Genomic DNA, 24,015 nt, shown 5'->3' with positions numbered 1-24,015 from the left:
GACGAGGATTGTCTTGCAGTGCCGAGTCGAATCCGTCTGACGCTTGCCATGGATTGTGGAATCGACCGGAATCAAGCCAGCAATTCAGTGATCCACCGTGCCTGCTGGGCGATCTCTTGCAGCTTCTCCTCGGGCACGGCTTGCCGCGCTTGGGCGAAGTTGGTCAGGGTCTTGTGCTTCTCACGCAGGATGCGTTGCCACTTGGCCAGGAACACCGGGCTGCGGGCCTGCATCTGTAGCGGGCCGAAGTAGAGTTCCTCGGCGGTATACGTCACCGGCCCGGCGCGCTCGGCGACGATGATTTCGTAGTCGAAGCGGTTTTCCCGCAGCAGTTCCTCACAGAGGATGCAGTAGCCGTTTTCCATCAGCCATTGGCGCAGCGGCTGCTCGCCGCCGTTGGGTTGCAGGATCAGGCGCTCCTGGCCGTTCAGGTACGCCTTGCCGCTGTCGAGGATGTCGCGGATCGTCTCGCCGCCCATGCCGCAGATGCTGATCGCGGTGATCGCGTCTCCCGGCATGATCGCCGCCAGGCCACTGGCCAGGCGCACGCTGATCTGCTGGTCCAGGTCGTTGTCGCGCACGGTGCGTTCAGCCGCGCGGAACGGCGTCAACGCCACCTCCCCCGCCACCGCTGCCACGATGGCGCCACGGCGCATCAACGCCACCGGCAGGTAGCCGTGATCCGAGCCGATATCGGCCAAGCGCGCACCGGCGGGCACGTGCGCCGCCACGCGCTCCAGGCGCATGGACAATGTGTGTTGGTTCAACTGCTGCCCCTTTTCACCACGAACCACCGGCATCACTGGCCGGGTCGGGGCGCGACTCTGTCGAGCAACGCCGCGCATGTCAAATTTCTGCGACCGGAGCCATTTGAATGCGTGGCCTCGTATCCCAATGTATCCGGCGCCCTCCCAGACATCTTTTGCCTTAAAAGCCACGGTTTACGACACATGGCAGATACCTCGGATCGATCAAATGGGTTCCATCGAGGCAAGACGACTTGCCTCACAACAGCTACCCATTAAATCCTGAGGAAATCATCATGAACTGGAAAACACTTGCTACCGCCAGCTTCTTCGCTGTCTTGAACGTTGCAGCGTTCTCGGCCCATGCCGACGACAAAAACCAATCCCAGGCCCGCACTCATCTGGATATTCAGAAGGTGATTTCGATCGTCGACAACGGCGGCGGCAACTGCGGCATCGTGAACGCCCGGATGACCTACCTCGACTCCAGCGGTACGCAGAAGGTGCTGGATTACAGCAAATTCGCAGAGTGCGGCAATCAGGGCAGTTGAGGTCCAGCCATTCGATGTTGCGATCCAATTAACTGAACTGGCTGGCCAGCATTTCCCGTACAGCGCTGACCAGTTCCGACTCCCCCGGACGGGGTGGCAAAAGACTGAACTCGACCTCGGGCAACAGCGGCAGATTCCGCGCTGACCGGCACACCTCGGCCCCCGGCGGTACAGCGGACGCGTTCAAGCAAGCGACGCCCAATCCGGCCACCAGCGCTGATTGCAGCCCTGCGACGCCGGAAGCGGAATGCGCGACCACATAAGCCACGTCATGCTGCTCCAGCGTTTCACGGGCCAGGCGTTGCAAGCTGCATCCCTGGGGCAGGACCAACAATGGCAACGGGGTGTTTTCTTCGCGCTCGGGTTCGAAGCCGGCGACCGATACCCAGTGCAACGCCTCCCGTCGAACCGGTATGCCTTCGGGAAGGCTGCGGCCGTCGAGGATGCGCATGGACAGGCCGATATCAAACTCATCCGCGTCCGCCCCGCTCTCGATCTGCATGCTCTTGCGCACGGACACATGCAGACGCAGGCGTGGATAGCGTGTGCGCAGTTTTTTCAGCAGATCGGCGATTGAGCTGGGCAGGAAGTAGTCGGTGATGGCCAGCCGCAATTCGCCGGCGAAGGTGACGCCCCGCACGTCTTCAAGGGCGCGATCACTGAAGGCGAGCATTTCTCGTGCATGCACCAGCAAACGCTCGCCCGCCGGCGTGGGCCTGACGCCTTTTTTGCCGCGCTCCAGCAAGGTTACGCCGGTGAAGGCTTCAAGTTTGCGCAACTGTTCGCTTAATGCTGATTGGGAGCGAAACAGTTTGGGGGCGGCGTCGGAGAGGCTGCCGGCTTCCATCGCCACGGCGAAGGAGTGCAAGAGATCCAGGTCGAAGGGGCGCATGTCTTATCCTGCCGTTTTACCGATAGATAAGATCATATCTTCCGGCTTTTCAGCATTCAACCAGCGACTTAATCTGAATCCGACATTACTTCCTGCGAGGATTCAATCATGCCTGGTATCACCCTCAAACTTGCTGGCGAACCCAATGCTGAACTGGTCCAGCGTATCGTCCCCCAACTCACCGCGTTGACGTGTGAGGTGCTGGAGAAACGTCCGGAACTGACCATGGTGATGGTGCAATTCGTTCCCCATGCGCTGTGGTTCATTGACAGCCGTTCGCTGGCAGAACTCGGGCGCAACTCGTTTCGACTGGAGGTCACCATCACCGATGAGACCAACACCAAGGCGCAGAAAGCCCGGTATCAGAAGGAGGCTTTCGCGCTGTTGGCCGAGGAAATTGGCAACCTGCACCCGCACTCGAATATTCATGTCATCGATTGCAAGGCGAGTTCCTATGGATACGGTGGGGTGAGCCAGGAATACAAGCTTTACCATCCTTGATGCCACATAGCTTGAGAAAGGCGCCGGACAAAATGTGGGGGTGGGGTTGCTCGCGATGGCGGTGAGTCAGGTGACATTGATTTTGGCTGTGCCGGCGCCATCGCGAGCAAGCCCGCTCCCACAGGGGTCTGCGGTGAACACAAGATTTGTGATCACCCCAAATCAAATGTGGGAGCGAGCTTGCTCGCGAAAGCGGTGGGTCAGTCGACATTGATTTTGGCTGGGCTGACGCCATCGCGAGCAGGGCCGCTCCCACAGGGGATGTTTGGTGTTATCGAATATTCGACCTGCCACAGAATCAATGTGGGAGTGAGCCTGCTCGCGAAAGCGGTGGGTCAGGTGACATTGATTTTGGCTGGGTCACCGCAATCGCGAGCAGGCTCGCTCCCACAGGGGTCTGCGGTGAACACAAGATTTGTGATCACCCCAAATCAAATGTGGGAGCGAGCCTGCTCGCGAAGGCGGTGGGTCAGGTGATATTGATTTTGGCTGGGCCGGCGTCTTCGCGAGCAGGCTCGCTCCCACAGGGGATCTTTGGTGTTGTCGAATATTCGGCCTGCCACAGAATCAATGTGGGAGTGAGCCCGCTCGCGAAAGCGGTGGGTCAGGTGACATTGATTTTGGCTGGATCACCGCCATCGCGAGCAGGCTCGCTCCCACAGGGGTCTGCGGTGAACACAAGATTTGCGACCACCCCAAATCAATGTGGGAGCGGGCTTGCTCGCGAAAGCGGTGGGTCAGTCGACATTGATTTTGACTGGGCTGACGTCTTCGCGAGCAAGCCCGCTCCCACAGGGGATTGGGGTTGGCCACACATTTTGCGACCGACACCGGACAAGATGCTAACCCCGAATCGCCGCCTCAATCGCCGCGATGTCGATCTTGCCCATGGTCATCATGGCGTCGAATGCGCGTTTGGCTTTGGCTTGATCGGGGTCGGTGACGGCGTCGGTCAGGACGCGGGGGCTGATCTGCCATGACACGCCCCACTTGTCCTGGCACCAGCCACAGACATTTTCCTTGCCGCCGTTTCCGACAATCGCGTTCCACAAGCGGTCTGTTTCAGCCTGATCGTCGGTCGCTACCTGGAACGAAAACGCCTCGTTATGCTTGACCCCCGAGCCACCGTTGAGGCCGAGACAAGGGATGCCGATCACGGTGAATTCGACCGTCAAGATATCGCCCTGCTTGCCCGCCGGATAGTCGCCCGGCGCGCGATGCACGGCGCCCACTGCACTGTCCGGAAAGGTCTTGGCGTAGAAGGTTGCAGCGTCGAGCGCAGTGCCGTCGTACCAGAGACAAATCAGGTTTTTGCTGACCATTTTGGTTCTCCAGAATTGGGAATGACCCGCTTATTCTAGTGCGCCTTCTGACGCCTTCGCGAGCAAGCCCACTCCCACAGGGGCTAGCGTCGACCGTAAGTCTCCCAAACAACACCGCACCCCTGTGGGAGCGTGGCTTGCCCGCGAAGAACGATAACGCGGTGTGTCAGGCAATACGCCTTCGCAAGCAAGCTTCGCTCCTACGGGGGATCGAGACGTTATTTTTCCCACTCAGCCTTGGGAATCAGCAAGCCATGGTTGCCGTTATAGGCCGCACGCTCAGGCTGTTTCCAACCTTCCAGCAGCGATTCGTCGAGACGGTAAATCTCCACGCCCAACGGCCGGCAAACCTTCAACGGGTCCTCCGCATCCGGCCCCCACATCGGCAATGACAAGTCACCGCCCGGACAGGTGGATAGCGCACACAGCAGATCGATTTCCGCGAAGAATTCCAGGTAATCACCTTGCTTCGCCGGGCATGCCTTCATGAAGTACATGTCGTCGTGATTGAGGCCGGTGCACTGGAAAATGTTCAGCACATCGTGCACGTCGAACTCGGTCAGACCATGCGGCAACACCGCGCGGGTCAGGTTGGAGTGGCAATGGTGATGGAAGTCCTCGCCGGTGAGCATCTTGTTCACGTAAGGGTCGCAGCGGGTGCCGAGCAGGTCGTGCAAACGGCCGCCATGCTCGTCGATGCCGTAGCCGGCCAGGCTGTCGTCGGTGATCGTCACCATCGGCCGCAAGAACGGCAGGTTCGACCACAAGCGGTCGTAAGTGGTGACGTGCGCGCCTTGCAGCTGACGGGTGCGGGACGCCCACATGCGTTCGCGGGGATCGTTGGCGCTCCACACATTAAAGTCGCCAACCTGCGGCCCCACCGGCGTGGTCACGCGAAATACATGCCCCGCCGGCACTTTCCAGGCGCGGCCGGTGCGGATCGGCACTTCGAATTGCTCAACCAAGGTGCGGCCGTCCTTGCTTTCACGCACACGGTCATAGAACGCTTTGTCGACCTGCAGGGCGGCGCCTTTGCTGACTTGGTAAGCCGCTGGATAATCCTTGTACATGATGGATCCTCTCTTCAGTGTTTGGGTTGGCTGCTCAAGATGTGCAGCAGCTCCGTTTCGGAGTCGTTGAGGTAGCTGCTCATGGCTTCCTCGGCGTCTTTCTTGCGACCATCGCCCAGCAGGTCGTGAATGTGTCGATCACGTTCGAGCCAGGGTTTCTGGAAGGTTTCCTCGCTGGGCGCGTTGGAAAACACCAGGCGCATCTGCGCCGCCACATGCGTGAAGAACTCGTCGAACAGCGGGCTGCGCATCAGGCCGACGATGTGTTGGTGAAAACGCAAACTGTGGGTGCCGAAGGCTTGCCAGTTCTCACGATCCTGGGCCAGTTGTGCCGCCTCGATGGCATCGAGCATCAGGTCGGACTGGTACTCGCGCAGCGGCTTGCTCGCGGCAATCGCCTGCAATTCGAGGGTGCGGCGAACCTTGAAGATGTCGCGCACATCGTCGATGCCCATTCGGCGCACTATCACGCCTTTGTTGCGCACATAACTGGTCAGGCCTTCGCGACCCAACTGGTGCAGCGCCTCACGCACCGTATTGCGCGACGCGTTGTAGGCGTTGACCAGTTCACTTTCCACCAGCGCCATGCCCGGCAACAGGCGTCCGCCGATGATGTCTTCGCGCAGTTCGATGGCGACCTGGTCCGGCAGCGACAGGCTTTTTTCCTTGGGTTGACTCACCGTTGCACTCCTCCGCTCACGCCAGTTGTACGTCTTTGAGGAACTTGGTCATGCGCTCGCTGCGCTGTTCCAGCATCTCGCGCGGCGCGGCGTTCTGGATAATCTCGCCAGCTTCCATGAACACCACCCGGTCAGAGAGCCGGAAGGCGAAGTTCATTTCATGGGTCACGATCACCATGGTCATGCCTTCGCGGGCCAGTTCCTCAATCACGCCAAGAACATCGCCCACCAGTTCCGGGTCGAGGGCCGAAGTCGGTTCGTCGAACAGCATTACCGACGGTCGCATGGCCAGTGCCCGCGCAATCGCCACCCGCTGTTGCTGACCGCCGGACAGTTGATGCGGGTATTTGCCGGCGTGTTCCAACATGCCCACTTTGCGCAACAGCGCCAGGCTCAACAAGCGCAGCTCATCGCCGCCGCCATGGGCGTGATAGACCGGTGCGAGCATGACGTTTTCCAGGGCGGTCTTGTGCGGGAACAGGTTGAAGCCTTGGAACACCATGCCGACCTGCACAATGCCTTGCATGTGTACCTTGTGGCCCAACGCGCCCTGCGGTTCTTTTGTGCCCCGCAGAAAGGGTTGGCCCTGCAGGGTGATTTCGCCGTGGTCGAGGCTTTCCAGGCCGTTCATGGTGCGGATCAGCGTAGTCTTGCCCGATCCGGATGGGCCGATGATCGACACCACTTCGCCCCAACGCACATTCAGCTCGACGCCTTTGAGCACTTCCAGCTCGCCATAGGACTTGCGCACGCCCCGCGCCTGCAACGCAAACTCGCCGGGCTCAGCCTGACCGGCCGCACGCCGGGTCGCTACCTGCCCGAGTTCGACGGCGGCGATGCGCTTGGGTTTGCGCCGGGTCACGTCCAGATGGTTTTCCAGCAGCCGCAGCAGACGGCTGAACACCGTGACGATAAACACGTAGTAGAAGGCCACCGCGAACATGGTCTCCATGACCAGGAAGTTCTGGGTGTAGAGCTGTTGGCCGACCAGCAGGATTTCCGACAGCGAAATCACCGAGACCAGCGAGGTCAGCTTGACGATGGTGATGTATTCGTTGGCCAGGGTCGGCAACGCGACGCGCAGCGCCTGAGGCACCACGATCAGCCGCTGCACGCCGCGATAACCGACGCCCAACGCCTTGCCCGCTTCCAGTTGCCCCTTGGCCACCGCCAGCAAACCACCGCGATGGATCTCGGCGATATACGCCGCTTCACTCAGCACCAACGCGATCAAACCGGCCGAGTACGGGTTGGACAGCAACGCGCTGGTGGACGGATACGCCTGCGGCAAGTTGTAGACGAAGATCAACAGCACCAGCAGCGGCAGGCTGCGGAAGAACCAGATATAGAGGCCCGCCGCATCCCGCAGCAAACGTCGCTGCGACTGCCGCGCCAGGGCCAGGAAGAAGCCCAGGACGATCCCCAGCAGCCAGGTTTCCAGGCTCAGTTCGACCACGGTCGCCACGGCGCGCCAGAAATCGCCGTTCCACAACAGGCCCAAGGTGTAATGCCAATCGAATTGCATGTACGTACTCCGCGTTGCTGTGAGGTTTCCACAGCCTGGAAAGAATCGATGAATCGGCTACCGGATCGCTCAGGGTGCAGGGGTGCCCAGCGCTGCGTTGATTTCCTCGGCATTCGGTTCGTCCAGGTTGTAGCGGGCGAGCAATTCACCGTAGCTGCCGTTCTGTTTGATCTGGCCGAGGGCCGTGGTCAGTTCTCCCAGCAGCGCCTGATTGCCTTTGCGCACCGCCAGGCCGATGACCACCGGGTAGATCAGTTCGGTGGAGCTGATCACCGTTTTGCCCTGCAGTTTTTGCACGGTGATCTTGGCGACGGCGGGGTCTTCCATTTGCACGTCAACCGCCTTGGCCAGCAGGGCCTGGGCCGCTTCCGGCGAGGTCGGGAATTCACGGGACTCAATCGCCGGTTTACCCGAGGCCAGGCAATAGTCGGCGGACACTTTGTTGAGTTTCGGCACCCAGGACGCGCCTTTGATCGAGCCCACGCGTTTGCCGCACAGGTCTTCCGGGCGCTGTGGCCGGAAGTCACTGGCGGTGAGCACCATCAGCGAAGAACCTGTCTTCAAGTAGCTGAGAAAATCCACCTGCTTGGCGCGTTCCGGGGTGACGTACAGCGCCGAGGCGACCAGATCGAATCGCTGGGCATTCACGCCCAGGATCAGGTTGGCAAACCGCGTATCGAGAAAGCGCGGCGCCAGCCCCAGTTGTTTGCCGATCAACTGGATGAATTCGGGATCGAAGCCGCTGGGCTGCTTTTGTTCCAGATAGGTGTACGGCGGATAGGTCAGGTCGGAGCCGACCGACAGCTCGCCCGGCTTCAGCGTGCCCTTGATCTCGGCGGCAGACAGCAGCGGCGCCACGCACGCCAGGGCGACCGTTAACGCCAGGTTGCGCTTGGTGTTCTTGCCAGTCAGACCTTTTTGCATGTTCTTATCCTCGGTTGGCGGGGGGATGGCGATTGTTCAACAATCGTCTAACCACACATATGCGTTTAGCGTGCCAAATCCAGAATTGAAGGTCTGATGGAAAGTTTTTTATCTGTGAATTGTTCTTTTTCGACGGGCGCGCATGCCAATCCGTGCACGTGGTTACCGAAGGCCACGTCGCGGGGCAAAAAGCAGCGGTTTTTCAGGCTGGCGTGAGGTTCCAAGCTGTTACCCATCGCGCACGACCCGGACCGATGGTCACCGGCCCGGGCCCGTCGCTATAGGCGATCTATACTCATGAGTTCGATATCTGAGCGTCACGCAACACGTCGACACCTGTGCGCTGTGCAGCGCACCCGTGCCAATCGCCAACGTAACCAGCCCGAGCCCCAGCGTCGGATCGTTCGACCGACCGTGCTCGATGGCTTTGCGGCTGATGGGTTATGGAGAACATCATGAAATATAAGTTTTTTTCAGGCGTTGTATTGGCACTTGCGGCCACTGTGGTAATGCCGGGTGCGTGGGCGGCAGAGGCACGCGCCTTGGCTTCGGATGGTGCGGATCATGTCGGCGCGGGGTCGGTTGCGGCGGATGGTTCTGATCATGTCGGGGCTGGGGCAGTTGCTTCCGATGGGGCTGATCATGTTGGTGCTGGGGCAGTCGCCTCCGATGGTTCTGATCATGTCGGTGCCGGCGTAGTCGCCTCTGATGGTTCTGATCATGTCGGTGCTGGTGCAGTTGCTTCCGATGGCGCAGATCACGTCGGTGCCGGAGCAGTTGCCTCCGATGGCGCAGATCACGTCGGCGCCGGGGCAGTTGCCTCTGATGGCGCGGATCACGTCGGCGCCGGAGCAGTCGCCTCCGATGGTTCCGATCACGTCGGTGCCGGAGCAGTCGCCTCCGATGGCTCCGATCACGTCGGCGCCGGCGCAGTTGCCTCTGATGGCGCAGATCACGTAGGCGCCGGCGCAGTCGCCTCCGATGGTTCCGATCACGTCGGCGCCGGAGCAGTCGCCTCCGACGGCTCCGATCACGTCGGCGCAGGAGCCTTGGCCTCCGACGGCGCAGATCACCTCAATGCTGCTCGCCTCGCGTACTCGCGCAGTGGAATAGGTTCTGATCGCGTGGCATCCTCGCTCATGGACGGCAGTTACTCCGACCAGTTCAACAGCCCGATCGGTAACCAGTAAACGGGCCACTTCACCAAGGGGAATGACTATCCATGACGACGCAAACCGAAACCGCCATCCTGGCCGGTGGTTGCTTCTGGGGCATGCAGGATCTGCTGCGACGCTATCCCGGCGTGGTGTCCACGCGGGTCGGTTATTCGGGCGGCGATGTGCCGAACGCGACGTATCGCAACCACGGTAACCACGCCGAAGCGATCGAGATCGTGTTCGACCCGGAGCAGATCAGCTACCGCCAGATTCTCGAGTTTTTCTTCCAGATCCATGACCCGACAACTCAGAATCGCCAGGGTAACGATATCGGCGCCAGCTACCGCTCCGCCCTCTTCTACCTCAGCGATGAGCAGAAACGGGTCGCCGAAGACACCATCGCCGACGTCGAGGCGTCCGGCCTCTGGCCTGGCAAAGTCGTCACCGAAATCACCCCGGCCGGCCCGTTCTGGGAAGCCGAACCGGAACACCAGGACTACCTCGAACGCCTGCCCGACGGCTACACCTGCCACTTCATTCGCCCCAACTGGAAACTGCCGCGACGGGCGTAATCACACAACAGAGGCGGCTCGAATGAGTCGCTTCTGTTACACCCGTTGCCACCTCACCCGACTCCTTTATCAAATCGGCATGCGGCTTTAACGCGTGACCGGATACCTTTGACTATCTACACTGCCAAAGACGCCAAAAATGCCTTTGGCCAGATAGAGAAAGCACGCATGGATCTTCAACATCGCAACAACGTGAAAGTGCTGGGTGAAGGTCCGTCGACACTGGTCTTTTCCCACGGCTTCGGTTGCGACCAGACCATGTGGCGTTACCTCGTCGACCACTTCACCGGTCGTTTCAAGGTCGTGCTGTATGACCTGGTCGGCGCGGGCCAGTCGGACCTCGATGCGTATGATCGGGAAAAATACAACTCCCTGGCCGGGTACGCCCGGGACCTGAGCGAGATCATCGATCAATACGCCAGCGGCCCGGTGATTGTCGTCGGCCACTCCGTCAGCGGCATGATCGGCGCCCTGGCTGATCGACTGTCCCCCGGCAAAATCGCCGCTCACGTGATGATCGGCCCTTCGCCCTGCTACATCGATGTCGACGACTACGTGGGCGGTTTCAAACTCGAGGACATCCACTCGCTGCTCGATACCCTCGACAGCAATTACCTCGGCTGGTCGAGCACCATGGCCCCGGTCATCATGGGTGCGCCCGGGCAACCGGCGCTGGGCGAAGAGCTGACCAACAGTTTCTGCCGCACCGAACCCGAGATCGCCAAGCAGTTTGCGCGGGTGACATTCCTGTCCGACAACCGCCAGGACATCGCCGGGCTGACCACGCCGACCCTGATTGTGCAATCCACCGACGACCTGATCGCCCCCGTCGCGGTCGGTGAATACCTGCACGCCGTCCTGCCCAACAGCACGCTCAGCCTGGTGGCCAACGTCGGCCACTGTCCGCACATGAGCGCGCCGAGTGCCTGTTCTAAAGCCATGGACCAGTTCCTGTCGCCGTGGATGGGCGCCAATGTCGACTGAGCAACCGCCGCTGCCCGACGCGCAGACACTGTTCGAACAAGCCCCCTGCGGATTGGTGGTGACGAAAGAAGATGGCACGATCCTGCGCAGCAATCAGACGTTCAGCCTCTGGATCGGCTTCGACGCCCAGGCGTTGATCGGTCGGCGTTTCCAGGACCTGCTGACCATGGGCGGGCGGATTTTCCATCAAACCCACTGGGCGCCGCTGATGCAGATGCAAGGTTCGGTGGCCGAGGTGAAGCTCGATCTGATCCATCAGGAAAAACGCACCGTCACCATGTTGCTCAACGGTGTCCGCCGCGAACACGCTGGCAGTGCCTATTATGAACTGGCGCTGTTCGGCACTACCGATCGCGACAAGTACGAGCGCGAACTGCTCAACGCCCGGAAAATCGCCGAAGACCTGGTGCGTGAAAAAACCGCGGCTGAAACCGCCCTGCAACGCGCCCAGATCGAACTGAACGACGCCTACGAAAAATCCCTGCGCCGCGCCACGTTCGCCGAGCAAATGGTCGCCATCGTCAGCCACGACCTGAAAAACCCGCTGACCGCCATCAAGATGGCCTCCGAGATCCTCGCCCGCGCTGAGCGCACGCCCAAAGAAAGCAAAATGCTCGGCCACATCAGTCAATCGGCGGACCGTGCGGAACGGATGATCGCCGACCTGCTGGACTTCGCCCTGGCCCGAGTCGGACGCGGCATTGCGATCTCACCTGACTGGCTCGATCTGCACCGGTTTATCAGCCATAGCATTGATGAACTGCGTGTCGCCTTCCCGCAAGCGACGCTGCTGCATCAGTCCATCGGTTCGGGCAACGCGTACCTGGATGCTGACCGGGCGCAACAGATTATCGGCAACCTGGTCGCCAACAGCGTGGCTTATGGTGATTTGCAGCAGCCGATTACCGTAACGTCGGAATGGGTCGATGACCACGCCGTTATTGCGGTGCATAACCACGGAACGGTGATCCCGGACGCGTTGCTGGCGGTGCTGTTCGAGCCCATGACCCGTGGCACCGAAACCGACAGCGACGTGCGCAGCGTCGGGCTTGGGTTGTTCATTGTCCGGGAAATCGCCAGGGCGCATGGCGGCGATGTTTCGGTGGTTTCAAAAACCGGCATTGGCACGACATTCAGCGTGCGCTTTCCGGTAGTCGACACTCAGCATTGAACACGCTCCCCGCCTGATCAAACTCTTCAACGCCATCAGTTCGAATCTGCAACCCCACCTTGACGTTGCTCCAGGACACCTGCGCCTTAAAGCACCGGGCGCGCACTCAATCCATGTGCAACCCCCCTCCTATCGCCCCGGCCAACGCCGCGATTGACACTTATAGACTTAACTGTCTATTGTGGAAAAAAATAACAGAAAGCCCGTTTTCATGGGCCACGCCAAGGTTGTCTTCAGTCGTCTATCTGCCCGTCCACCTCAATCAATCAATAAGGGGCTCGTCCGTCGATGGTCTGCGGCCTGCCCCGGAAACAGGAGAGACACCGTGAACAAAGCACTATGGCTGGGTCTTGCATTGGCAGTGTGCACCTTGGGTGCCCAAGCGGCGGACAAGCCGTTGCGGATCGGCATCGAAGCGGCTTATCCGCCGTTCGCGTTCAAGACGCCCGACGGCAAAATTGGTGGCTTCGACTACGACATCGGCAATGCCCTGTGCGCAAAAATGCAGACCCAATGCGTGTGGGTCGAGCAGGAATTCGATGGCCTGATTCCCTCCTTGAAAGTGCACAAGATCGACGCGGCGATTTCCTCGATGCTGATCACCGATGAACGCAAACGCTCGGTGACCTTCACTGACAAGTACTACGCAACCCCGGCCCGTCTGGTGATGAAGGAAGGCGCGCAAGTCGATGACAGTTTCAGTTCGCTCAAGGGCAAGCGCATCGGCGTGCAGCGCGGCGCGACCCAGGATCGTTTTGCGACCGACAAGCTGCAACCGCTGGGGGTGGAGGTGGTTCGATACGGCTCGCAGTCGGAAATCTACCTGGACCTGGTGTCTGACCGCCTCGACGGCACCATCGCCAATGCCGCGCCGCTGGAAGAAGGCTTCTTGAAGACCCCGCGCGGCAAGGGTTTCGCCTTTGTCGGGCCCGAGCTGCGCAGCAAGGAATACTTCGGTGAAGGCGCCGGCATTGCGGTGGCCAAGGACAACACCGAACTGGCCCAGCGTTTCAATGCGGCGATCCAGGCCCTGCGCGCCGACGGGACTTACTTGCAGGTCCAGCAGAAGTACTTTACCTACGACATTTACGGCAACTGAAACCTGCCGCGCGGGAGTCCCTTGCATGACGGTCATTCAAACGCTGATACGCAATGCCACCCTCATCGACGGCACGGGGGCAGCTCCATTTATCGGCGATCTCGCGGTGGTGGACGGGCGCATCCATGCCATCGGCGATTTGTCCGGGCTTGAGGCGCTGAACGTGATTGACGCGGGTGGCAAAATCCTCAGCCCCGGCTTCATCGACGTGCACACTCACGATGACCTGGCACTGCTCAACCAGCCGGCGATGCTGCCGAAAATCTGCCAGGGCGTGACCACGGTGATCGTCGGTAACTGCGGCATCAGCGCGGCCGGGGTGCGCCTGCGCGGTGAGCCACCGGACCCGATGAACCTGCTCGGTGGCGCCGCGGATTTCAAATACCCGAGTTTTGCCGATTACGCGACGGCCATCGAAGCGGTCCGGCCGGCGGTGAATGTCGCGGCGCTGGTGGGGCACACCGCGTTACGCGCCAACCACATGCAACGCTTCGACCGCCCCGCCACGACCCTTGAGCTGGAGGGCATGCGCGATGATTTGCAGGCAGCTCTGGATCAGGGTGCGCTGGGCCTGAGCACCGGGCTGGCCTACCGCAATGCGCTGCAAGCACCGACAGTGGAAATTGATTATCTGGCGGCGACTTTGCAGGCGGTCGGCGGGATCTATGTGAGCCACATCCGCTCCGAAGATGACGCGATTATCGAAGCCATCGACGAGGCCATCGACATCGGTCGAGACGCCGGGGTGCCGGTGATCATCTCTCACCTCAAGTGCGCCGGGCGGCAGAACTGGGGGCGCAGCACGGCGATTCTCGGTCGGCTCGACACGGCTCGGCAGCAGCATCCGGTGAGCTGTGATTGCTATCCCTATGCGGCGAGTTCGACCACGATTGATCCGGCCATCGTTGATGAAGGTTTCAAGATCCAGATCACCTGGTCTACTCCGCACCCGGAAATGGCCGGCAAAACCCTCGAGGAAATAGCCGGGATCTGGAATCTGCCGCAGGTTGAGGCCGCACAACGGCTGGAACCGGGCGGTGCGATTTACCACGAGATGGAGGAGCGTGATGTGCAGCGCATCCTGGCGCATCCGCAGACCATGATTGGCTCGGATGGCTTGCCGAACGACCCGCGTCCGCACCCTCGGTTATGGGGCACTTTTCCTCGGGTGCTCGGCCATTACAGCCGCGATCAGGCGTTGTTTACGCTTGAAGAAGCCGTGCGCAAGATGACCGGGCTGCCAGCCGAGCGTTTCGGGCTGCGCGATCGTGGTCAACTGTGCGTCGGCGCGTACGCCGATCTGGTGCTGTTCGACGCCGCCGCTATCCGCGACTGCGCCACCTTCGACGAGCCGACGCTGCAACCCCAAGGCATCGACGCGGTGTGGGTCAACGGTGAACTGTCTTTTAGCCAGGGAAGCAACACCGAGGCGCGCAGCGGGCAGTTCATTCGCCGCTAGGGCGTAGCGGCCGCGCGCGATGCACGGCCGCTTGGACAGTCCGCAGACTCAGCCCTTCGCCGCCATCGCGGTGACTTCCACACGCATGCCTTCCACCGCTAAAGCGGCCACGCCAACGGCGGCGCGTACCGGCCACGGCTTGGCAAAGAAGCGCTGGTACACCTCGTTGAACGCGGCGCGGTCGGCCATGTCGGTGAGGTAGATGGTCAGGTGCAAAACCCGATCCATGGAACTGCCGGCGCCTTCCAGCGCCACTTTCAGCGCCTGCAAGGTGCATTCACTCTGCTCGACAATCCCGCCCAGTTCCAGGCTGCCATCGGCACGCGTGGGGATCTGCGTGGAAACCAGCAGGCCACCGAAACCGGCGACGTCGGAGGAGATGGAATCCGCGTCTGGGTCGGGGATGAAGGTGATGTCTTGGTTTGCCATTGAGGATCTCTTGAAGATGTATCGGGCGATGAGTTTACAGCCCCATCGCCAGACTGTTCGAGCAATGCCTTCGAAATACCGCGCGACGCCACTCGTCGGCTAGCCCCTAAATCCCCTGTTGACACGTCTCTGCATCTGGAGGAATATTATTCCATCGGATGCGATATAAACGTATACGATAACAAAACCAAACCTAATGCAATTTTTGAGGATTCATCCCATGAGCAAGATCGAAAAAGTCCTGGCCAGCGGCAAAACCCACACCACCCTGAGCAGCGCTGGCACCACTTCCCGTGGCCATAACGGCAGCGTCGATATCCAGCTCTCTTCGCCTGGCAGCACCCAACCGGCCCACGTGTTCACCGCCATCCAGCCACACCCGACCGCCGAGCAACTGTTCTCCGGCGCATGGTCTGCCTGCTTCATCGCCGCTGTCGGCCTCGCCGCCAAGCAACTGAACGTTGAGCTGCCAGCCGATCACGCTGTGGATATCGAAGTCGATCTGGGCCAGACCGGTCAGGCCTACTTCCTCCAGGCTCGCTTGACCCTGCGCGTTCCAGGTCTGTCGGAAGACACCGCCAACGCACTAGTGCACGCCGCCGACAGCATCTGCCCATACTCGAAAGCGATCAAAGGCAACATCGACGTGGCCCTGAACGTTCTCACGGCGTAACGCCCTGAGCAGAATTGATAACACCTGACCTACTAAAAGCCCCATATATATCGCATGCGATACACTCGCATGCGAACACAACTACAGAACAGTGAGAATCCATCATGAGCAAGATTGAAAAAGTACTGGCCACCGGCAAAACCCACACCACGATCAGCAGCACTGGCACCACCTCCCGTGGGCATAACGGCAGCGTCGACATCCAGCTCTCGTCGCCCGGCAATGCGAAGCCAGCCCACGTGTTCGCGGGCACCCAACCACACCCGGCCGCCGAGCAACTGTTCGCCGGCGCTTGGTCGGCCTGCTACACCGCTGCTGTTGGTTTGGTAGCCGGTGAAATGAACGTGGTGTTGCCGTCGGATTTCTCCGTGGATATCGAAGTCGACTTGGGCCAGACCGGTCCGGCCTACTTCCTCCAGGCGCGGCTGACGTTGCGGGTACCAGGCCTGGCGCATGATGTGGCGACGACCCTCGCGCACACTGCCGACCAGATCTGCCCGTACTCGAAAGCAACGCGCGGCAATATCGACGTGGCTCTGAACGTTCTCACGGCGTAACACCCCGTGTGGCCGGTTCGACGCTGCCCTGCGCGTCGAACCGACCGCCCACCATCGAAGGCCGCGCTAATTTTGAGCATTTCCGACACCATCGCACACGATGTATATTTCACGCATTCAAGCCATAAAACTGGCCAAAGAGGATGCCCATGGAACCCACCGACAAATTTAACCCCGCCGACCTGAAGCTCTCCGACTTCCTGTGTTTCGCGGTCTACTCCACCAACCTCGCCTTCGGCAAAGCCTACAAACCGGTGCTCGAACGGGTCGGGCTGACCTACACGCAATACATCACCATTGTTGCGCTGTGGGAGGCAGACAATCAGACCGTCGGCAGCCTCGGCGAAAAGCTGTTTCTGGAATCGAACACCCTCACCCCCATCCTGAAAAAACTCGAAGCCATGGGCTATGTCCAGCGCCAACGCGATCCCGAAGACGAGCGCCAGGTGCGGATCAACCTGACCCAGGCCGGTCGCGATTTACGCAAGGACCAACCGCAATTGGGCGCCGATACCACGGGCCTGACCCAGGACGAGTTCACGCAATTGCAGAAAGCGATCGTGCGGTTGCGCAGCAACGTCATCAAGTCGACGAAAGACGGGGAATGAACGCAGACCGCCCTGCCCTGACCGCCCGCGAGGTCTGCCAGTTATTGCGCGACGCCGCTCTGGGCGTTCGTCCTTTGCAGCGCCTCGATCCACCCGGCACGTCCGAGTCTATGAAGATCGATATCGAGGGCTGGCGCCTGACCCTCGACCTTGACGGTCAACGCCTGCGTCACTGCCAAAGTTGTCAGAGCCCGGACGGCCGCGAGGGTGTTTTCGACAGTTGGCAACGCTACGGCACCGACCCGGTGAGTTTGCTCAGCACTTGGGAATTGGCGCGGATCGAGCGGTTGCTGAGCGCCGAACCCGGTCAGGTAGATGACGCGTCCGACTCCAGGTAACGGACGATCTGCTCGACGAATCGGCTGACCGCCAGCGGCACCTGCCGACGACTCGGGTACACGATGTTCAGGCCATTCTTGAAACGCCCGTTGTCCGGCAGTATCTGAATCAAACGCCCGGTTTGCAGGCTCTCGCGCAAGAACGGCAAGGGCAGCAGGCAGATACCGAGCCCCGCCAGCGCCGCCTTCAATTGTGCTTGCGCAGTGTTGGCGCAAAAACGCCCCGAGACTTCGACACTGACCGTGCCCTGTGGCCCGTCGAGGTTCCACACGGTGCTCGCGGCAGGCCTCACCGGGCGAATGCATTCGTGGGTCGACAGTTCTTCTACCGTCTGCGCAATGCCATGGGTTTGCAGGTAATCCGGGCTGGCCGCCAACACCTGAAACACTGTGTTGATCCTGCGTGCCACCAGACTCGAATCCGGTAAATCACCGCCTCTGAACGCGACATCGATGCCCTTGTCGATCAAGTCGTCCCGGCCATCGCTGAGCAGAAAATCCAGCTGCACGCCGGGGTACTGCTGGAGAAATTCGGCGATCCGCTCCATCGGGTACACGTCGAAAAAATCCGCCGGGGCGGCTACCCGCACCGCGCCGCTCGGCTCCTGGCTGTCCCCGGCCAAATGGCGGGCCGCGTCGATCAACTCATTGACCTGGGCCGCGCTGCGATCGTGCAAGGAACGCCCCGCGTCGGTCAGCACCAGTTTGCGCGTGGAGCGCTGCAACAACCGCACGCCCAAGTGCTGTTCCAACTGCCCCACGCGCCGACTCAAGGTATTGGCCGGCATTCCCAGGCGCCGCGCCGCCCCGGCAAAACTGCCGGCCTGCACCACCTGGACAAACATAGCGACTTCATTCAGATCCAGCACGGCATTACTTCCAAAAATGGACGGGTTCAAGCCAATCATAGCGACTTATCAACGTATTACACGCTGGATACCCTTGGCTTCTCTTTTTCAAAGTCCGAGACATGAAGATGAATTCGCTCAGCGCTCGCCTGCCCGATAACACCCGTCGCATCAGCCACAGCACCCGCGGTCAAGGCCACGGCCCTATCGTGCGGCTCATGAGCCCTTCGGATTTCGGGCAGTTGCTCAAGCCGTTCGTGTTCCTCGACCTGTTCGAAACCGATCTGCGGTTGTTTGGCAGCATGCCGCTGCATCCTCATTCCGGGATCGCCACCATTACTGTTATCACCGAAGGCAACTTGCGGTTTGACGACCCGGATTCCGGCACCGGGCTGATCGGCTATGGCGGCGTCGAATGGATGCGCGCTGGCGCCGGCGTGTGGCACGGCAAAGAGTTGTCGGCCGGCACCTCGTCGCGGGTTCAGGGATTTCAATTGTGGATCGCGCTGCCCGCCGCTCTTGAACTGGCGCCCGTGGACAGCCAATACCTGGAGGCCGATGCGATGCCACACGCGGGTCCGGCCCGGGTCATTCTCGGCGAGTATCAAGATGTGCGCAGCCCGGTGCGCGCGCCTTCGGGGATCACCTATCTATTGGTGACCCTGGCTGCCGGCCAGCGCTGGGAATACCAGCCACCCGCAGGCCATGAGGTGCTGTGGTTGAGCATCAGCCGTGGCACGTTGCGCTCGCCGGAGCCGATCCAGGAAGGTGAACTGGTGGCTTTCGAGCCCGGCAATGGTGCATTGACGCTTGAGGCGGGCGATCAGGGTGACGCGGTATTCGTACTCGGTTCGGCGGTGCCTCATCCTCATGAACTGAAAATGGGCAGCTACTCGGTGCACACCAGCATGCAAGCGTTGAACACCGGGGAAGCCAATATTCAGCGGTTGGGCGAAAGGCTCAGAGCACAGACGTCCCCGGAGTCTGGAACACGTTCGACCCCAATCTACAAATAACCACCCTTGTAGGAGCGAGGCTTGCCCGCGAAGACGTCGTATCAGTCGATATCAATGTTGAATGAAAGGACGCCTTCGCGGGCAAGCCTCGCTCCTACAAGGGACTAGGTTCATGCCACGACGCCGAGTACGCATTGCGCATGCATCTGCTGCAATAACGCCAAGCCGTTTTCCATGAACTCCTGAGACCCGGCAGCCCCCGCCTCCTCCGCCAACCCTTGCAGTTGCGCACGCCCATCCAGCTCGGGAAACTCGCCAATCCACTGCAACAGACGCCATGCCAACGGGCTCAACTCAGAGAACTTCACACTCCAATCCGCCGTGCGTCGAACCAGCAACAACGTTGGCTGATCCGGCGCCGTTTCCGGTTGATAATCCGGCCCCACCAATTGCACCGGCCAGCCATACGCCAACGGCCAGGCCAATGGCGAAAGCTGCAACGGACGCTCCAATAGCAACCCGGTATCACTCGCCGGCAACGGCTCGTCGTCCGACTGTTGCAACGCCATCTCGACCCACTCGTAATGCGCCAGCTCGAGCATGAACGGCGGCCAGGTTGTTTCGCTCAAGCCTTGTGGCTCACCCGCGAGAAACTCGACAAACTCCTTTGCGATCTCGCCAAACTTTGGCGTGTGGGCGCGGTAGTCCCGCAGGAAGATCCGCATCAACAAACGCCAATCCTCATCCCCAAGAATCTTCACCAGCACCGGAAACGTGCCGCTGAGCAGCAACGAAATATTGTTGAACACCAGATCGCGATAAACCTGCACCCGTGCAGCGTCCATCCCGGCCGGCGGTGCGCAATGTTCGGGGTCGCGCAGGTAGCGAGTCAGGGCATCCTGCTGTTGATGCAACGATGGTTTATCCACGCGTCACCTCCGTGCCTTGCAAGCGGCGAATGGTCTGCAACTCGGCCACCAGTTCTGAAAACGCCGGGAAATTGAAGTCCCGTTCCAGCAGCGTCGGTTGCGCGCCGAACCGCGCGTAAGCCTCGGCCAGCAGCTTCCACACCACCGGTTTCACTGAGGCGCCGTGGGTGTCGATTTTCAACGTGTCGGACTCATCGAAATGCCCCGCCACGTGCATCGCCACCACACGACCGGCATCGATCCCGGACAGAAAAACCTGTGGATCAAAACCGTGATTGATCGAGTTCACGTACACATTGTTGACGTCCAGCAACAGGTCGCAATCGGCTTCCCGCAGCACGGCATTGGTGAACGTCAGCTCGTCCATGTCTTGTCGAGGCGCGGCGTAGTAGGAGACGTTTTCCACCGCCAGGCGCCGACCGAGAATGTCCTGGGACTGACGAATTCGCGCGGCCACGTGATGCACCGCTTCTTCGGTAAACGGAAGCGGCAGCAAGTCATAGAGATGACCGTCATCGCTGCAATAACTCAGGTGCTCGCTGTACAGCGGCACGTTGTAGTGATCGAGGAAAACCCGCACTTCCTGCAAAAAACCGACATCCAGCGGCGCCGACCCGCCCAATGACAAAGACAAGCCGTGGCACGACAACGGATAGCGTTCGGCCAAGGCCCGCAACGCCGCGCCATGGGCGCCGCCGATGCCGATCCAGTTTTCCGGCGCGACTTCCAGAAAGTCGAAACTACCCACCGGGGCGGCCTGGAGGTCTTTCATCAAACCGCGACGCAGGCCCAGGCCGACGCTGGTTTTCGTGGATGGAATGGAGGTTTGCATAGTGTCGATCTCGTCCGGGTTCAAATGAGCGGGAGCACCTGGGGTGCCCCCACCAAGCGGTCTCAGGATTCTTCGGCGGCGCTGCCGCACTTGCCTTCGCCACACTTGCCTTCAGCGCTCTCTTTCGCTACATCAGCAGAAGCCTGGGCCTGGCTGTAACCCGACGCCAGGTCGGTCATGCTCAGCGCGGAGGCGGCGGTGGACAGACCCAGGCCGCCCACCAGGGCCAGACCGATTGCCAGGGACGAAACTTTAGTGAAATTGAACATGGGTGAGACTCCTGCAATGGATAACGGTGAACCGGTCTCCAGCACCGAGGGCTCGGTGCTGGCCGGTGAGTCCATTTAAGCGAAGGGATGTATCGGGTCTGTGTGCGGTTTGGCTGGAAAATGCCAGCGGATGTATCGTCGGCGGGCCTGTACACAGTTCGGTACAAACCCGCCGATTGCGGTTACGGCAAGTCGTACTTTTCCCGCACCAAATGGCCGATGCCGATGCGATCCAGCACTGGCATCGGGCACAGGAAGGTCACGCGCACGGTGCCCGGCAAGCGGCTGATGTCGATCGAACCGGTGATGGTGGCGCGGTTGAGCACTTCGTCGTAAGGCAACCCGGTGACCGCAGCGGCGCGTTGCAAACCGTTCTCCACCGCCAGGTTGAGGTTCTCGCCGCTGCCGATAAACGTGATCGGGCCGCTTTGCTCGATCTCGTGCTGGCCCCAACGGGCGCCGAGTTCACGGACTTTTTGCTGCTGCGCGGCATTCATCGGGCGGGCCATGGGCGGCAGGTCATCGAGGTTTTGCAGCAGGATCGGCCCCTCTAAACGCAGGTGTTTGATTACGTGCACCTGCACTTCGGTTTCCCCGGAGCAATCGGTGGCATGCCCGGCGATCTCGCCGTTGCCCTGCTGGGCGTGCATGTCGCCCATGTACACCCCGGCGCCCGGCACTTTGACCGGGCAGATCAGCACACAACCTTCGCGAATCGAATTGGTGTCCATGTGGCCGTCGGTCTTGGCCGCGTGCAGTTCTTCGCGGGTCATGCCGTAACGGTGCGGCGCGTCGATCAGGTACTGGCCGAAATCGGCGCAATTGTGCGAATCGGGCAGGTCCCGGGACGGCGTGGTGCCGATGTTGCCGAGGAACGGACGCATGTGCGCCGCCACGCCGGGCATGTCGGCGCGGGCCAGGGACAGGATCGAGTGCTGGGCGGCGAACTCCGGCAACGCCGCCATCTCGGAAGCATTGCCGGCCAGTTGATTGGCGATGTCCTGATTGACGGTCAGGCTGACCTGATGCTGCGCATCGAACACGATCACATAGCCATGGCTGAAGCGAAACGCGCTGACCTCGGCGCCGCAGTTGTTGCAGCGGATCGCGTCCTCGCCGATGCCTTCGACATGGCTGGCCGGGTGTTCGGTGCCACACTTGCCGCAGAATTTAGAGACGAAGGGATCGCCGTGATAACGCCCTTCCACGAAACTCATCACCCCGGACGAGGTGGCGAGGGAGGTGACGCGCATACTTTTGATCTTGATCGCCACCGCATCGCCGATCTCGGCGCCGGCAATCGACACCGGTTGCGTGACTTCATGGCCGCCCTGGAAGGCCGGCGTAATCATCGGTCCCCAACAGCCCGGCGGCGTGCCGGTGATCAGGGTGCCGCCGTCGGCCAACGGGCCAAGCATCGGCTGGCTCGGGCCGATAATGCCGTTGGTGTAATGGTCGACGCGCAGCCGATCCAGCGGTGCCGGTTGCAGATCGGATTGAGGCAGGAGCGTTGTCATGGAAGGTCCCTTCTAAGTCAGGAGCGAACGGCCGCCGATTGTGTGGCGACCCCGGGATGCCATGGGCGAACCCTTTTGCGGGGCAGCCGTTGGCCTTCACAGTTCATCGCAGGTTTGTATCTGGTCTGTGTTCGGCAGGGGCTGGTGTTGAGGGGAACTGTATCTTGAGGCGCGTTATATACAGTGGGATACAGGCGGAAAAACACGGCTCACCCCTTGTGGGAGCGGACTTGCTCGCGAAGGCGTCGCGTCAGCCAACATCAATGTTGAATGACACACCGCTTTCGCGAGCAAGCCCGCTCCCACAGGTTGAGTGGTGTTTGTCTGGGGTTACGGGGTTGGGATGTTAAGGGGTTCGGACATGAATTGGCTGATGCGCGAACGCAGCCATTTCTCTGCCGGATCGTTGTCATGCACCCCGCTCCAGGCCATCGACAACTGTGCGGCTTCGATGGGAAACGGCGGATCTTCGGCGCGCAGGGCACAGCCTTCGACCAGGGCACACGCTGCATAGTCCGGCACTGTGGCGATCATTTCGGTGCCGGCCAACAAGGCGCGCAAGCCGCTGAACTGCGGCACGCCCAACACCACTCGCCGACTGCGACCGATCTTGGCGAGGTCAAGATCGATGTTGCCGCTCAAGTCCCCGGAGAAGGACACCATCGCATGCGGCCGTTCGCAGTACTCATCCAGGGTCAGCGGGCCGGGGCGCTTGTCACCGCGCAACACTTTGCAGGGAATATCCCGCAGTTTCTTGCGCTTGGCATTGGCCGGCAAATCGGTGGTGTAGCTGACACCGACGGAGATTTCCCCGGACGCCAGTAACGCTGGCATCAGCAGGTAATTGGCCCGGCGCACGACGACGATGATCCCCGGTGCCTCTTCGCGCAGCTGACTCAGCAGCGGCGGAAACAAGCCGAACTCGGCGTCATCCGACAGGCCGATACGAAACACATCACAACTGCTCTGCGGTTCGAATTCCTTGGCGCGGCTGACCGCACCGGAGATCACGTCCATCGCCGGTTGCAGTTCCTTGAGAATCGCCAGCGCCCGCGCCGTCGGCTCCATGCCGCGACCGTTGCGCAGCAGCAACGGATCGTCGAACAGATCGCGCAAACGCCCCAGCGCCGCACTCACTGCCGGTTGGCCCATGAAGAGTTTTTCAGCGACCCGGGTCAGGTTCTTTTCGAACATCAGGGCTTCGAAAATCACCAACAGGTTCATGTCGACGCGGCGCAGATCGTTACGGTTCATCAGCATGCTTCCTTTGTGTTTACACCAAGGCTAAGTCGTCAGCGCCAAACCTTGTGGCTAGAGGGCTTGCCTGTGGCGAGGGGGCTTGCCCCCGTCGGGCTGCGCAGCAGTCCCTCTTTTGGGGCCGCTTCGCAGCCCAGCGGGGGCAAGCC

General features: G+C 60.7%; 27 protein-coding genes. 12 read left to right on the top strand and 15 right to left on the bottom strand.

Annotated elements, in window-relative coordinates; all coding sequences use genetic code 11:
• Positions 1–71 precede the first annotated feature (71 nt).
• The gene (locus tag ACIOYV_RS14755) at positions 72–767 is read right to left on the bottom strand and encodes a tRNA (adenine(22)-N(1))-methyltransferase (RefSeq protein ID WP_401324769.1); all 696 of its coding nucleotides are present in this window, start codon (positions 765–767) and stop codon (positions 72–74) included.
• A gap of 275 nt (positions 768–1,042) precedes the next feature.
• Between ACIOYV_RS14755 and ACIOYV_RS14750 the strand changes: the two genes are divergently transcribed.
• A complete protein-coding gene (locus tag ACIOYV_RS14750) occupies positions 1,043–1,297 on the top strand; it encodes a DUF2790 domain-containing protein (protein ID WP_265044695.1) in 255 nt (84 codons plus the stop codon).
• 28 nt (positions 1,298–1,325) lie between these two features.
• On the opposite strand, the gene ACIOYV_RS14745 is transcribed toward ACIOYV_RS14750, so the two are convergent.
• Positions 1,326–2,189 (bottom strand): LysR family transcriptional regulator, encoded by an 864-nt coding sequence (locus ACIOYV_RS14745; RefSeq protein ID WP_401324583.1) that lies wholly within the window; start codon positions 2,187–2,189, stop codon positions 1,326–1,328.
• A 108-nt stretch (positions 2,190–2,297) separates the two neighbouring features.
• Here ACIOYV_RS14745 and ACIOYV_RS14740 point away from each other — a divergent pair, with 108 nt between their 5' ends.
• The gene (locus tag ACIOYV_RS14740; protein WP_054048883.1) at positions 2,298–2,690 is read left to right on the top strand and encodes a 4-oxalocrotonate tautomerase; all 393 of its coding nucleotides are present in this window, start codon (positions 2,298–2,300) and stop codon (positions 2,688–2,690) included.
• Between the two features lie 842 nt (positions 2,691–3,532).
• Here the strand turns inward: ACIOYV_RS14740 and ACIOYV_RS14735 are convergent.
• The 6 genes from ACIOYV_RS14735 to ACIOYV_RS14710 all read right to left on the bottom strand — a co-directional run bounded on the left by ACIOYV_RS14735 (position 3,533) and on the right by ACIOYV_RS14710 (position 9,410).
• The gene (locus ACIOYV_RS14735) at positions 3,533–4,012 is read right to left on the bottom strand and encodes a VOC family protein (protein WP_401324581.1); all 480 of its coding nucleotides are present in this window, start codon (positions 4,010–4,012) and stop codon (positions 3,533–3,535) included.
• Between the two features lie 218 nt (positions 4,013–4,230).
• On the bottom strand, positions 4,231–5,082 hold the full coding sequence (locus tag ACIOYV_RS14730; RefSeq protein WP_265044689.1) for a DUF1989 domain-containing protein: 852 nt from the start codon (positions 5,080–5,082) through the stop codon (positions 4,231–4,233).
• A gap of 14 nt (positions 5,083–5,096) precedes the next feature.
• Entirely contained in the window at positions 5,097–5,762 is a 666-nt protein-coding gene (locus ACIOYV_RS14725; RefSeq protein ID WP_401324579.1) for a GntR family transcriptional regulator, read from the bottom strand.
• A 16-nt stretch (positions 5,763–5,778) separates the two neighbouring features.
• Positions 5,779–7,287, bottom strand: coding sequence for an amino acid ABC transporter permease/ATP-binding protein (locus ACIOYV_RS14720; protein WP_401324577.1), 1,509 nt, complete (start codon positions 7,285–7,287; stop codon positions 5,779–5,781).
• A gap of 69 nt (positions 7,288–7,356) precedes the next feature.
• Positions 7,357–8,211 (bottom strand): ABC transporter substrate-binding protein, encoded by an 855-nt coding sequence (locus ACIOYV_RS14715; RefSeq protein ID WP_401324576.1) that lies wholly within the window; start codon positions 8,209–8,211, stop codon positions 7,357–7,359.
• A 473-nt stretch (positions 8,212–8,684) separates the two neighbouring features.
• Positions 8,685–9,410 (bottom strand): hypothetical protein, encoded by a 726-nt coding sequence (locus ACIOYV_RS14710; protein ID WP_401324574.1) that lies wholly within the window; start codon positions 9,408–9,410, stop codon positions 8,685–8,687.
• Between the two features lie 23 nt (positions 9,411–9,433).
• On the opposite strand from ACIOYV_RS14710, the gene msrA reads away from it, so the two are divergent.
• The 5 genes from msrA to ACIOYV_RS14685 all read left to right on the top strand — a co-directional run bounded on the left by msrA (position 9,434) and on the right by ACIOYV_RS14685 (position 14,653).
• Positions 9,434–9,940 (top strand): peptide-methionine (S)-S-oxide reductase MsrA, encoded by a 507-nt coding sequence (gene msrA / locus ACIOYV_RS14705; RefSeq protein ID WP_054048897.1) that lies wholly within the window; start codon positions 9,434–9,436, stop codon positions 9,938–9,940.
• Between the two features lie 168 nt (positions 9,941–10,108).
• Entirely contained in the window at positions 10,109–10,924 is an 816-nt protein-coding gene (locus ACIOYV_RS14700) for an alpha/beta fold hydrolase (RefSeq protein ID WP_401324572.1), read from the top strand.
• Entirely contained in the window at positions 10,914–12,095 is a 1,182-nt protein-coding gene (locus ACIOYV_RS14695) for an ATP-binding protein (protein ID WP_401324571.1), read from the top strand. The genes ACIOYV_RS14700 and ACIOYV_RS14695 overlap by 11 nt, the downstream gene beginning before the upstream one ends.
• A 325-nt stretch (positions 12,096–12,420) precedes the next feature.
• On the top strand, positions 12,421–13,194 hold the full coding sequence (locus ACIOYV_RS14690) for an ABC transporter substrate-binding protein (RefSeq protein ID WP_054048901.1): 774 nt from the start codon (positions 12,421–12,423) through the stop codon (positions 13,192–13,194).
• A gap of 25 nt (positions 13,195–13,219) precedes the next feature.
• Entirely contained in the window at positions 13,220–14,653 is a 1,434-nt protein-coding gene (locus ACIOYV_RS14685) for an amidohydrolase family protein (RefSeq protein ID WP_401324568.1), read from the top strand.
• Positions 14,654–14,701: 48 nt separating this feature from the next.
• Here the strand turns inward: ACIOYV_RS14685 and ACIOYV_RS14680 are convergent, their stop codons facing one another.
• The gene (locus ACIOYV_RS14680) at positions 14,702–15,082 is read right to left on the bottom strand and encodes a RidA family protein (RefSeq protein WP_054048905.1); all 381 of its coding nucleotides are present in this window, start codon (positions 15,080–15,082) and stop codon (positions 14,702–14,704) included.
• A 220-nt stretch (positions 15,083–15,302) separates the two neighbouring features.
• Here ACIOYV_RS14680 and ACIOYV_RS14675 point away from each other — a divergent pair, with 220 nt between their 5' ends.
• From ACIOYV_RS14675 to ACIOYV_RS14660, 4 genes are all read left to right on the top strand, one after another.
• Positions 15,303–15,755, top strand: coding sequence for an Ohr family peroxiredoxin (locus ACIOYV_RS14675; RefSeq protein ID WP_054048907.1), 453 nt, complete (start codon positions 15,303–15,305; stop codon positions 15,753–15,755).
• A gap of 104 nt (positions 15,756–15,859) precedes the next feature.
• Positions 15,860–16,312: an Ohr family peroxiredoxin gene (locus ACIOYV_RS14670; RefSeq protein WP_054048909.1), complete on the top strand. Its 453-nt coding sequence runs from the start codon at positions 15,860–15,862 to the stop codon at positions 16,310–16,312.
• Between the two features lie 149 nt (positions 16,313–16,461).
• A complete protein-coding gene (locus ACIOYV_RS14665; protein ID WP_054048912.1) occupies positions 16,462–16,920 on the top strand; it encodes a MarR family winged helix-turn-helix transcriptional regulator in 459 nt (152 codons plus the stop codon).
• Positions 16,917–17,258, top strand: a complete 342-nt coding sequence (locus tag ACIOYV_RS14660) for a hypothetical protein (RefSeq protein ID WP_401324566.1) — start codon at positions 16,917–16,919, stop codon at positions 17,256–17,258. The genes ACIOYV_RS14665 and ACIOYV_RS14660 overlap by 4 nt, the downstream gene beginning before the upstream one ends.
• Here ACIOYV_RS14660 and ACIOYV_RS14655 read toward each other — a convergent pair.
• Entirely contained in the window at positions 17,228–18,127 is a 900-nt protein-coding gene (locus ACIOYV_RS14655; RefSeq protein WP_401324564.1) for a LysR family transcriptional regulator, read from the bottom strand. The two genes, ACIOYV_RS14660 and ACIOYV_RS14655, sit on opposite strands and share 31 nt — an antisense overlap.
• 107 nt (positions 18,128–18,234) lie before the next feature.
• On the opposite strand from ACIOYV_RS14655, the gene ACIOYV_RS14650 reads away from it, so the two are divergent.
• The gene (locus ACIOYV_RS14650; protein ID WP_401324768.1) at positions 18,235–19,122 is read left to right on the top strand and encodes a pirin family protein; all 888 of its coding nucleotides are present in this window, start codon (positions 18,235–18,237) and stop codon (positions 19,120–19,122) included.
• Positions 19,123–19,232: 110 nt separating this feature from the next.
• Here the strand turns inward: ACIOYV_RS14650 and ACIOYV_RS14645 are convergent, their stop codons facing one another.
• The 5 genes from ACIOYV_RS14645 to ACIOYV_RS14625 all read right to left on the bottom strand — a co-directional run bounded on the left by ACIOYV_RS14645 (position 19,233) and on the right by ACIOYV_RS14625 (position 23,863).
• Positions 19,233–19,991 (bottom strand): DUF2063 domain-containing protein, encoded by a 759-nt coding sequence (locus ACIOYV_RS14645; protein ID WP_401324562.1) that lies wholly within the window; start codon positions 19,989–19,991, stop codon positions 19,233–19,235.
• The gene (locus tag ACIOYV_RS14640; RefSeq protein ID WP_401324560.1) at positions 19,984–20,823 is read right to left on the bottom strand and encodes a DUF692 domain-containing protein; all 840 of its coding nucleotides are present in this window, start codon (positions 20,821–20,823) and stop codon (positions 19,984–19,986) included. Before ACIOYV_RS14640 ends, ACIOYV_RS14645 begins: the two co-directional genes overlap by 8 nt.
• Before the next feature lie 62 nt (positions 20,824–20,885).
• The gene (locus ACIOYV_RS14635) at positions 20,886–21,092 is read right to left on the bottom strand and encodes a hypothetical protein (RefSeq protein WP_265044667.1); all 207 of its coding nucleotides are present in this window, start codon (positions 21,090–21,092) and stop codon (positions 20,886–20,888) included.
• A gap of 182 nt (positions 21,093–21,274) precedes the next feature.
• Complete coding sequence (locus tag ACIOYV_RS14630; RefSeq protein WP_290026953.1) at positions 21,275–22,609, bottom strand: acetamidase/formamidase family protein; 1,335 nt, start codon at positions 22,607–22,609, stop codon at positions 21,275–21,277.
• 330 nt (positions 22,610–22,939) lie between these two features.
• A complete protein-coding gene (locus ACIOYV_RS14625) occupies positions 22,940–23,863 on the bottom strand; it encodes a LysR family transcriptional regulator (RefSeq protein ID WP_054615381.1) in 924 nt (307 codons plus the stop codon).
• Positions 23,864–24,015 lie beyond the last annotated feature (152 nt).

Source organism: Pseudomonas sp. NPDC087342 (assembly GCF_044744265.1).
Classification (GTDB): domain Bacteria; phylum Pseudomonadota; class Gammaproteobacteria; order Pseudomonadales; family Pseudomonadaceae; genus Aquipseudomonas; species Aquipseudomonas nunensis.
Note: the sequence above shows the minus strand (reverse complement) of the source record. Positions and strands in the feature narration are given on the sequence as shown.